The organism is Micrococcus sp. HMSC31B01 (assembly GCF_001816085.1).
In the GTDB taxonomy this organism is placed as follows: domain Bacteria; phylum Actinomycetota; class Actinomycetes; order Actinomycetales; family Micrococcaceae; genus Micrococcus; species Micrococcus luteus.
Genome location: NZ_KV825048.1, coordinates 1 through 9471 on the forward strand (window position 1 = coordinate 1; position 9471 = coordinate 9471).

The window sequence follows — 9471 nt, forward strand, 5'->3', positions numbered from 1 at the left end:
TCGCCGCCTTCCAGGCGCCGGCCCTCCCCGAACGGATCCTCGCGCGACGGCTGGGCTCCCTGCTGCAACGGGGGCAGGTCCCCGGGGCGGAGCACTACGCCCGCCGGTTCTCCACCCCGCAGAGCCTGCGCGGCCCGGTGAACTGGTATCGGGCGAACCCGGATCTGGTGACCACCCCGCGCAGCTCGCCCGTGTCGGTCCCCACCACGTACGTGTGGGGCACCCGGGACGCGGCCCTGGGGCCGCGGGCTGCCGAGCTCACGGCCGGGCAGGTGGCGGGGGAGTACCGGTTCGTGAAGCTCGACGCAGACCACTGGCTGCCCGAGCGTGAGGCGGACGCCGTCGCCCGGGCGATCCTGGACCGGGTGCGCTGACCCGGGCTCCGTGCGCGGGCCGCTCCCGCCGTCTCAGCGCGGCCCGACGGCCTCGGTGATCCGGTTCAGCTGGTCCATGAGGGCCCGGCGCTCGGTGACGTCGAGGGGGATCCGGGTGAGGGCGTCCGCCGGGACCGTCCGGGCGGACGCCCGCAGCGCCCGTCCCTCGTCCGTCAGCCGCACCAGCACGCGCCGCTCGTCGCGGACGTCGCGCTCCCGCGTGACGAGCCCCATGCCGGCCAGGCGCCGCACCAGAGGCGTGATGGTGCCGTTGTCCATGCCGAGCCTGTCCCGCAGCGCCCCGACACCCAGCGCCCCGGCGTCCGGCGTCGGCGCATCCGTCTCGGCCGAGGCGTCACTCTCCACCTGCCACAGGGTGAGCATCACGAGGTACTGCGGGTAGGTGAGGCCGAGGCGGGACAGCAGGGGGCCGTAGCCGCGCGTGACGGCGCGCGCCGCCCGGTGCAGGGCGAAGCAGAGCTGGTCCTCGAGGGCGAGGCTGGGGGTCGGCGCGGCATCCATGGGAGCATTCTAGTGGTCGCTGGGGAACAACTTGGTTGCGCGCGACCTGACCGGGTGGCACGCTGGAGTCGACTCGTCCCGCACGGGGCGGGCGGATGAAAGGACCTCCCATGGAGACCATCTACACCGCCGAGGCGCTCAGCACCGGCGCCGGCCGCGACGGCCACGTCCGCACCACCGACGGGCGGGTCGACCTCGACCTCGCCGTCCCCACCGAGATGGGCGGCTCCGGCCAGGGCACCAACCCCGAGCAGCTGTTCGCCGCCGGCTACGCCGCGTGCTTCCACTCGGCCCTGCAGATGGTCGCCCGCGCCTCCCGTGCCGACATCACCGACTCCTCCGTCGGCGCGCGCGTGGGCATCGGCCGCCAGGGTGAGGGCTTCGGCCTGGAGGTCACCCTCGAGGTCGTGCTCCCCAATGTCCCCGCGGATCAGGCCCGCGCCCTCATGGAGCAGGCGCATCAGGTGTGCCCCTATTCGAACGCCACCCGGGGCAACATCGACGTCGTCCTCGAGCTCGGGGAGGCGTGATGACGAAGCGCCGGCAGTCCGTCCCCCTCTCCCAGACCGCCGCCCGCCTCGGCCTCGGCGGGTTCATGACCGCCGCGGGGCTGTCCCACCTCACCGTGGCACGCCGTGAGTTCCGCGCCCAGGTGCCCTCGTGGGTCCCGCTCCCGGCGGACCTCGTGGTGCTCGGATCCGGCGTGGCCGAGATCGGCCTCGGGGCCGCTCTGCTGGCGCTCCCCGGGCAGCGCCGCCTGACCGGCACCGCCCTGGCGGCCTTCTACACCGCGATCTACCCCGGGAACATCGGGCAGTACGCCGAGCGCAAGGACGGCTTCGGGCTGGACACGGACGGCCGCCGCCTGGCGCGGCTGTTCGGCCAGCCCGCCCTCATCGCGGCCGCCCTGTGGGCTGCGGGAATCCCCGAGCGGGAGCAGGGCGGGCGCCGCTGACGCCGTCGCCGGTCCTGCGGCCCTGGGCCGGCTCCGGGCACGTGCCCGGAGCCGGTCTCACGTCATCCCGCCGCGAGGCGCGGCCCGTTCCGCAGGACCTCGACGACCAGCCGCAGGGCGATCGGGAAGGCGTCCTCGTCCAGACCGAACCGCGGGTTGTGGTGACCCGCGTCGAAGCCCTTGGCGGCGTTGCCGGCCCCACGAACACGTACGTCGCCGGCGCGGTCCGGGAGAAGGCCGCGAAGTCCTCGCCGCCGAGCATCGGCGGGTCGGTGATCACCGAGCCCGGGAACAGGTCCTCGCACAGTTCATGGACCACCGCGGTGCGGGCCGGGTCGTTCCACACCATGTCGTAGCCGCGCAAATAGTCCAGCTCGCAGCGCAGACCGGGGTTCGCCGTCTCCAGGCCGCGGACCATGTCCCGCATCGCCGCCTCGACCGTGTCCCGCACGTCGTCGTCATGCGTGCGGACCACTCCACCGATGTGCGCCTCCGGCGGGTACACGTTCAGCGCCGACTGACGCCCGGCGTCCATCCAGGTGGTGGACACCACGCACGGGTCCAGGCCGGCCACCCGGCGGGACGGGATGAGCAGGAACTGCTGGATCAGGGAGCTGGCCGCGGTGACCACGTCCACGGCGTCCTCCGGGGTGGACGCGTGGGCGCCCTCGCCCCGCAGGTGCACCTCGAACAGGTCCGAGTTCGCCGACGCCGGGCCGGGCTTGATGTCCACCGTGCCCGTGGGGAGGGTGCTCCAGTAGTGGAAGCCGAAGAAGTAGTCGACGTCGGCGAACCGGCCCGTCTCCACCATCTCCTTGGCCCCGCCGGGCGGGGTCTCCTCCGCATGCTGGAAGATGCCGAGCACGGTGCCGGTCAGCTCGTCCAGGTGATCGTGCGCCCAGACCAGGGCGGACATGATGGTGGCCGTGTGGCCGTCGTGACCGCAGCCGTGCATGCGACCCGGCGTCGTCGAGGCGAAGTCCAGGTCGGGGCGGTCCTCGGTCATCGCCAACCCGTCGATGTCCGCGCGCAGACCCAGGGTGGGGCCGGGGCGGCCGGTGTCCAGGGTCACCACGAGGCTCGTCGGCGTGAGGTTCTCGAACGTGGCGCCCGGCAGGCGCGGCTCCAGCTCGGCACGGATGTAGCGGACAGTCTCGTGCTCCTCGAACGAGGCCTCCGGGTGCTGGTGCAGGTGGCGGCGCCAGGCGACGAGCTGGTCCTGGTAGGCGTCGATGTCGGCGGACATGGGGGTCTCCTCTCGGTCGGGGCGGGACGTCACGGGGTGGGCAGGTGGATGGGACCGTCCGGCCCCATCGGCCAGCCCAGCAGGTACCAGACGACCATCATGGCGGTCCACGCCAGGCCCATCGCGAGCGAGTAGGGCACCAGCGTGGAGATGAACGTGCCGATGCCGAGCTTCTTGTCGTAGCGCTGGGCGTAGGTCAGCACCAGGGCGAAGTACGGGAACATGGGCGTGATCGGGTTCGTGACGGCGTCGCCGATGCGGTACACCATCTGCGTGAACGCCGGGTGGTAGCCCAGCAGCATCATCATCGGGATGAAGATCGGCGCCAGGATCGCCCACTTGGCGGAGGCCGACCCGACGAAGAGGTTCACGACGGCGGAGATCGCGATGATCCCGAGGATCAGCACGATGCCGTCCTGGCCCTGGAGCAGTTCGGCGCCGCGGATGGCCAGGATGGCGCCCATGTTGGACGCGCTCACGTACGACAGCAGCTGCGAGGCGAAGAAGACGACGACGATGAAGCTGGCCATCGTGGCCATGGACTCCACCATCATGCGGGCGACGTCCGAGGAGCCCGTGATCGTCTTGGCCCGGACCCCGTAGACCAGGCCCGGGAGGAAGAACGCCAGGGCAAGGATCAGCCCGATGCCGTTCATCAGGGGCGCGTCGGTGGTCAGGGAGCCGGTCTCGGCGTTGCGCAGGAACGAGCCCTGGGGGATGCAGGCGGCCACCACGAGCGCGGCGAACAGTGCCAGCGCCACCAGGGCCCACCGGTTGGCCCGGCGCTGGACGTCGGTGACCTCCATGTCCCCGGCCTCGACGTCGTCCGTCTCCTGGTAGGCGCCCAGGCGGGGGATCGCGATCTTGGTGGTGACGAGCCACAGCACCGGCAGGAGGACGACGACGGAGGCGGCGATGAACCACCAGTTCATCGGGACGGTCGTCTCGATGTCGGGGTCGATGATGACCGCGGCCTCCTGGGTGAAGCCCTGGACGAGGGCGTCGGACATGCCGATCATCAGGTTCGCCGCGAAGCCACCGGTCGCGGCCGCGTAGGCCAGGGCGATGCCGGCGATCGGGTGCCAGCCCAGCTTGTGGAAGATCAGGGCGGCCAGCGGGGGCAGGACGATCGGGGCGGCGTCGCCGGCGATGTTGCCGAGCAGTCCGATGAGCGCGATCGCGGGGATGATCAGGCCCTTGGGGGCGCTGGTCATGGACTGCGTCAGGCCGACCTCGAACCATCCCGACCGCTCGGCGACGCCGATGCCGAGCATGATGATGAGCACCTGTCCCAGCGGGGCGAAGGCGCCGAAGGTCTTGGCGGCGTCGCCGATGACGACGCGCATGCCCTCCGTGCTGAGCAGATTGGTCGCCACGAGGGTCTCACCCGTGCCCGGATGGACCGCGCTCCACCCGCTCAGCCCGGCCACGGCGGACGCCGCCAGGGTCAGGGCGCAGAGGGCCGCGAAGATGATGATCGGGTCCGGGAGCTTGTTGCCGCTCCATTCGATCACGTTGAGGAACCTGTTGAGCAGGCCTCAGGGGGCGTGTTTCCGGGGTGAGGCGTCGGCGGCGGTGGACCCACCGGTGGGCGAGGTCATGGGACTCCTCCGAGGTGCGAGAGACGGTGAGACCTCGGCCACAGGGGCGAGGTACGGCCCACTGTAGGGTGCCCCGTCGCAGGTGTCCCGCAGGTGTCCCGCGGGTGTCCGGTCCGGCGGGCCGTCAGCCTTGACGCATCGTCCCGGTCTCGAGGAAGCGCTGGTGCCAGGACAGGGCCTCGCCCAACAGGTGCGGGGTGTGCAGGCCGTCCGACTCACGCATCGCGCGGTCGAAGTAGTCCCGCAGCTGCTCCCTGTAGTCCGGGTGCGCGCACGTGTCGATGATCGTGCGGGCGCGCTGCTTGGGGGAGAGGCCGCGCAGGTCGGCCAGCCCCTGCTCGGTGACCACCACGTGCACGTCGTGCTCGGTGTGGTCCACGTGCGAGACCATCGGCACGATGCAGGAGATGTCCCCGCCCTTGGCCGTGGACGGGGTGAGGAAGAACGAGGTGAACGCGTTGCGGGCGAAGTCGCCGGAGCCGCCGAGACCGTTCATCATCTTCGTGCCCATCAGGTGCGTGGAGTTCACGTTGCCGGACAGATCGGCCTCGAGCATGCCGTTCATGGCGAGGATGCCGAGCCGGCGCACGAGCTCGGGGTGGTTGGAGATCTCCTGGGTGCGCAGGATCAGCTTGTCCCGATACTTCGCGGCGTTGTCGTTGAACCGTTCGGCGGCCTCGGTGGACAGGGAGAACGCGGTCGCGGACGCGGTCGCCAGGGTGCCGGAGTCCAGGGCGTCGAGCATGCCGTCCTGCACCACCTCGGTGAACGCGGACAGGCCCGTGAACCGGGACTTCACCAGCTCGGACATCACCGCGTTCGCGATGTTGCCCACGCCCGACTGCAGCGGCAGCAGTCGCTCGTCGTACCGGCCCTGGGCCACCTCGTGCTCGAAGAACTCCACGAGGTGCTGGGCGATCGCGATCGAGTCCGCGTCGGCGGGCTTGAAGGCAGAGTTCCGGTCCGGGGCGTGGGTCTCGACGACGGCCACCACCTTGGCCGGATCGCACCGCAGGTACGTCTCACCGATGCGGTCCGCGGGGTGGGTGAGCATGATCGGCGTGCGGTGCGGGGGCAGCGCGGTGCCGTAGTAGACGTCATGCAGACCCTCGAGGTCCTCGCTCTGCCACGAGTTGACCTCGAGGATCACCTGATCCGCCAGGTCGATCCAGGACTTGTTGTTGCCCACGGAGGAGCTGGGGACGAGACGGCCGTCCTCGCGGATCCCGGACACCTCGATCACCGCGGTGGTCATGGGCCCGTAGAAGCCGTTCCACACGGTCTGCGCCAGGTGGGACAGGTGTGTGTCGATGTACTCGATCGCGCCCGCGTTGATCTTGGCGCGCATCGTCGGGTCCGACTGGAACGGGGTGCGCAGCGCGACGGCGTCCGCCTCGGCCAGCGCACCGTCCATCTCCGCGGAGGTGGACGCCCCCGTGTGGAGGTTGATGCGGAACTCCTCGCCGCGCGCGTGCAGCTCCTTGGCCCGCTCGGCCAGCGCCGTCGGCACGGCCTTCGGGTAGCCGGACCCCGTGAACCCGCTCATGCCCACGGTGGTGCCGTGCTGGATGAACGCCGCCGCCTCCGCGGCGGACATCACCTTCGACCGGAGGCCGGGGTGGTGGATGCGGGACGACATGGGTGAGGCCTCCGTGCGGGTGAGACGAGTCGAGCGAGAGCGCTGTGACGTGGAACAGCGATCAGCGTACCCGCGTCACGGGTGGCCGTGGGGATGATCACGCCGGAGGACACGGGCCCGCCCTGCGTGATCGACGACGGCGAACAGGGCTCGGCCCTCCGGGCCGGCACCGCCTCGTATCCTGGCCTCGTGCACCCGTCTGTGAGCGAGCCCCTCACCCGACTGCCGGACGGCACCGTCAAGCAGCGCAACCCCTTCACCGGCACCGAGGTCTGGACCGTGCCCGGCCGCGGCCACCGCCCGCTCGGCCTCGTCCGGCCCGCCCCGCAGCCGCTCGACCCCGCCCAGCACGGCCGGCACTGCGCCTTCTGCGAGCACCGGATGCTGGAGACGCCGCCGGAGAAGTCACGCATCGTCTCCATGAGGGCCGACGACGGCGCCCCGGCCTGGCAGATCCTGCGGCACCCGGCCGCGGAGCGGCTCGAGGAGACGACCCCGGCCTTTCGCCGGGTCCCCAACCTCTTCGAGATCCTCAGCTACGACTACTGGCGTCTCAACCACGGCTATGAACTTCCCCCGGACGCGCGCCGCCGCCGTGACGAGTACCTGGCCACCGAGGCCGGCCGCGCCCACGTGCGCGCCGTCGTCGCCGCGAAGCTGCGCGCCTCCGGCCGCTCCGCCGAGGAGGCGGCGGCGATGTCCGAGGCGGAGCTGATCGGGGCGTCGGCCGCATTCTTCGGCGGCACGCACGACGTCGTGATCGCTCGGCGGCACTTCGTCGACGGGGCCGTGGACGACCACCAGCTGGCCTCCTCGGGCACCCTCACCCCGGACGAGCACCACGCGTTCCTGGCCCTGACCGCCGACGCGATGCGGGACCTCTACGCAACCACGCCCGCCGTGCGGTACGTCTCCGTGTTCCAGAACTGGCTCAAGCCCGCCGGCGCCTCCTTCGACCACCTGCACAAGCAGCTCGTGGCCATCGACGAGGTCGGCGCGCAGAACGTCGCCGCCCTGGACCGGCTGCGGGAGGACCCGCAGGTGTTCAACCACGCCGCGCTGGACGTGGCCGTGGCGCACGACCTCGTGATCGCCGCGAACGAGCACGCCGTGATGTTCGCCGGCTTCGGTCACCGGTATCCGACGGTCGAGGTCTACTCCACGAGCCCGGTGGGGCAGCCGTGGCGGCAGACCGCGGCCGAGCTGCGCGCCGTCTCCGACCTGCTGCACGCCGCCCACGCGGCCACCGGGCCCGATGTCCCCTCCAACGAGGAATGGCACACCCGCCCGCCCGGCGTCGCCTCCCCGATGCCCTGGCGCGTGATGCTCAAGTGGCGCGTCTCCACCCTCGCCGGCTTCGAGGGCGCCACCAAGATCAACGTCAACACGATCAGCCCGTGGGACGTGCGGGACCGGGTGCTGGCGCGGCTGCGGGAGCTGCGGGCGGCGGGCGCGCTCGCGGACGGGATGCGGATCGGGGCCGACGCGCGGGTCCGGCCGGGCGCCCTGCGGTACGCCGACGGAGCGGCGAGACTCACCCCTCCGCGCGGTCGGTAGCGTGGGCGTCATGGCCCTCCACCTGCAGCGCTACCGCGAGATCGCCCACGTCATGGCCCGCAACGGCCTCAGGGCCACGGCCGTGCAGGCCGGGCTCTCCCGGTGGCTGCCCCTCGAGGAGGGGGAGCCGCACCTGGGCATCGACGCCGAGGCCCGCCCCGAGCTGTTCGTGCGCACGTTCGAGGAGCTGGGCGTCACCTTCGTGAAGCTCGGGCAGCTGATCTCGGCGCGCCCGGACCTGTTCCCCGAGGCCTACTGCGCGGCGTTCGCCCGCCTCACGGACAGCACGACGGCGGTGCCCTTCGAGGCCGTCGCCCGGACGGTCGAGGAGGACCTCGGCGCCGACGTCGACACCCTGTTCGCCTGGTTCGACCGGGCGCCCCTGGCCACCGCCTCCATCGGTCAGGCCCACCGCGCGCGCCTGCATGACGGGCGCGCCGTCGTCGTGAAGGTCCGCAAGCCCGGTGTGGTGGAGCAGGTCCAGGCGGACCTGGAGATCCTGCGGACGCTGGCGGCCACGTGGTCGCGGGCCTCACGGACCTTCGCCGACCTGGACGTGCCGGCCATGGTGGACGAGTTCGACCGCTCGCTGCGCGCCGAGCTCGACTACGTGGTGGAGGCGCGGGCCTGCGAGGAGATCGCCGCCGGCTTCCGGGACACCCCGGGCGTGCGGTTCCCGTGGATCGAGTGGGACCTGACCACCTCGCGCGTGCTGACCATGCAGGAGCTCTCCGGGCTGCGCGTGGACGACCTGGCCGGACTCGACGCCGCCGGCATCGACCGGGAGGAGCTGGCGTACCGGGCCGCCGACGTGCTGCTGGCCATGGTGTTCGAGCACGGCGTGTTCCATGCGGACCCGCACCCGGGCAACCTGTTCATCGAGCCGGACGGGACCGTCGGGTTCATCGACTTCGGCTCCGTGGGGCGGATCTCCCCGTCCCTTCGACGCCGGTTCGCGGGCCTGGCCATGGCGCTGGCCCGGCAGGACACCGACGGGCTGGTGCGGGCCCTGCTGGACATCGCCCCGCCGCGCGGCCCGGTGGACCGCCGTCGGCTCCGGCTGGAGGTGGCCCGGATCGTCGGCCGCCTCGAGGGGCGCGAGCTCGAGGACATCCGCGTGGCGCAGCTGATCTCGGAGATCTTCGCCCTCGTGCGGCGCCACCGGCTGTCCCTGCCGCCCGAGCTCGTGCAGCTGCTGCGGATGCTGATCATCGTGGACGGCATCGGCCGCCGCCTGCACCCGGGCTTCGACTACACCCGCGTGCTCGACCCCTTCGCCATGCGCCTCGTGGGGGAGCACCTCGACCCCCGGCGGGTGGCGGGCCGGATCGGCCGGGCCACGATCGCGGCGGCCGAGCTCGGCATCGACCTGCCGGAGTACGCCCGCAAGGTGATGGAACGCATCGACGACGGCGGGATCGACGTCACCGTCCGCGCGAGCGAGCTCGAGCCGCTCGTGACGCGCCTCGAGCGGACGGGCGACCGGGTGGTGGCCGCCATGGTGGTGGCCGCGATGATCACCGGCGGCACGAACGTGCTCGTGGCGTACAAGGACCGGTTGGGCCGCTTCGCCGGGC

The 9471-nt window shown here is 72.0% G+C and carries 8 protein-coding genes and 1 pseudogene; 5 read left to right on the top strand and 4 right to left on the bottom strand.

Features of this window, described 5'->3' with window-relative positions:
• Positions 1-374: pseudogene (locus HMPREF3105_RS04400) on the top strand (alpha/beta hydrolase); the annotation flags it as partial.
• A 33-nt stretch (positions 375-407) separates the two neighbouring features.
• Here HMPREF3105_RS04400 and HMPREF3105_RS04405 read toward each other — a convergent pair.
• Entirely contained in the window at positions 408-896 is a 489-nt protein-coding gene (locus HMPREF3105_RS04405; protein WP_070708853.1) for a MarR family winged helix-turn-helix transcriptional regulator, read from the bottom strand.
• Positions 897-1006: 110 nt separating this feature from the next.
• Here HMPREF3105_RS04405 and HMPREF3105_RS04410 point away from each other — a divergent pair, with 110 nt between their 5' ends.
• Both HMPREF3105_RS04410 and HMPREF3105_RS04415 read left to right on the top strand, forming a co-directional pair.
• Positions 1007-1426, top strand: a complete 420-nt coding sequence (locus HMPREF3105_RS04410; protein WP_002855232.1) for an organic hydroperoxide resistance protein — start codon at positions 1007-1009, stop codon at positions 1424-1426.
• Positions 1426-1851: a DoxX family protein gene (locus HMPREF3105_RS04415; RefSeq protein ID WP_065573496.1), complete on the top strand. Its 426-nt coding sequence runs from the start codon at positions 1426-1428 to the stop codon at positions 1849-1851. The genes HMPREF3105_RS04410 and HMPREF3105_RS04415 overlap by 1 nt, the downstream gene beginning before the upstream one ends.
• Here the strand turns inward: HMPREF3105_RS04415 and HMPREF3105_RS04420 are convergent.
• The 3 genes from HMPREF3105_RS04420 to HMPREF3105_RS04430 form a co-directional block, all read right to left on the bottom strand.
• Positions 1790-3097, bottom strand: coding sequence for a M20 metallopeptidase family protein (locus HMPREF3105_RS04420; protein ID WP_083325295.1), 1308 nt, complete (start codon positions 3095-3097; stop codon positions 1790-1792). The two genes, HMPREF3105_RS04415 and HMPREF3105_RS04420, sit on opposite strands and share 62 nt — an antisense overlap.
• Before the next feature lie 29 nt (positions 3098-3126).
• Complete coding sequence (locus tag HMPREF3105_RS04425; RefSeq protein WP_210401427.1) at positions 3127-4611, bottom strand: AbgT family transporter; 1485 nt, start codon at positions 4609-4611, stop codon at positions 3127-3129.
• Positions 4612-4822: 211 nt separating this feature from the next.
• On the bottom strand, positions 4823-6337 hold the full coding sequence (locus HMPREF3105_RS04430) for an acetyl-CoA hydrolase/transferase family protein (RefSeq protein ID WP_070708855.1): 1515 nt from the start codon (positions 6335-6337) through the stop codon (positions 4823-4825).
• Positions 6338-6463: 126 nt separating this feature from the next.
• Here HMPREF3105_RS04430 and HMPREF3105_RS04435 point away from each other — a divergent pair, with 126 nt between their 5' ends.
• Both HMPREF3105_RS04435 and HMPREF3105_RS04440 read left to right on the top strand, forming a co-directional pair.
• Positions 6464-7894: a DUF4921 family protein gene (locus HMPREF3105_RS04435; protein ID WP_070708857.1), complete on the top strand. Its 1431-nt coding sequence runs from the start codon at positions 6464-6466 to the stop codon at positions 7892-7894.
• Between the two features lie 10 nt (positions 7895-7904).
• Positions 7905-9471: ABC1 kinase family protein (locus HMPREF3105_RS04440; protein ID WP_070708856.1), on the top strand; the 1567-nt coding region annotated here is incomplete at its 3' end.

Excerpts from the sequence above, each read along its gene's own strand:
- HMPREF3105_RS04430 (WP_070708855.1), bottom strand. The coding sequence starts at position 6,337 with ATGTCGTCCCGCATCCACCACCCCGGCCTCCGGTCGAAGGTGATGTCC.
- HMPREF3105_RS04410 (WP_002855232.1), top strand. The coding sequence starts at position 1,007 with ATGGAGACCATCTACACCGCCGAGGCGCTCAGCACCGGCGCCGGCCGC.
- HMPREF3105_RS04405 (WP_070708853.1), bottom strand. The coding sequence starts at position 896 with ATGGATGCCGCGCCGACCCCCAGCCTCGCCCTCGAGGACCAGCTCTGC.
- HMPREF3105_RS04420 (WP_083325295.1), bottom strand. The coding sequence starts at position 3,097 with ATGTCCGCCGACATCGACGCCTACCAGGACCAGCTCGTCGCCTGGCGC.
- HMPREF3105_RS04415 (WP_065573496.1), top strand. The coding sequence starts at position 1,426 with ATGACGAAGCGCCGGCAGTCCGTCCCCCTCTCCCAGACCGCCGCCCGC.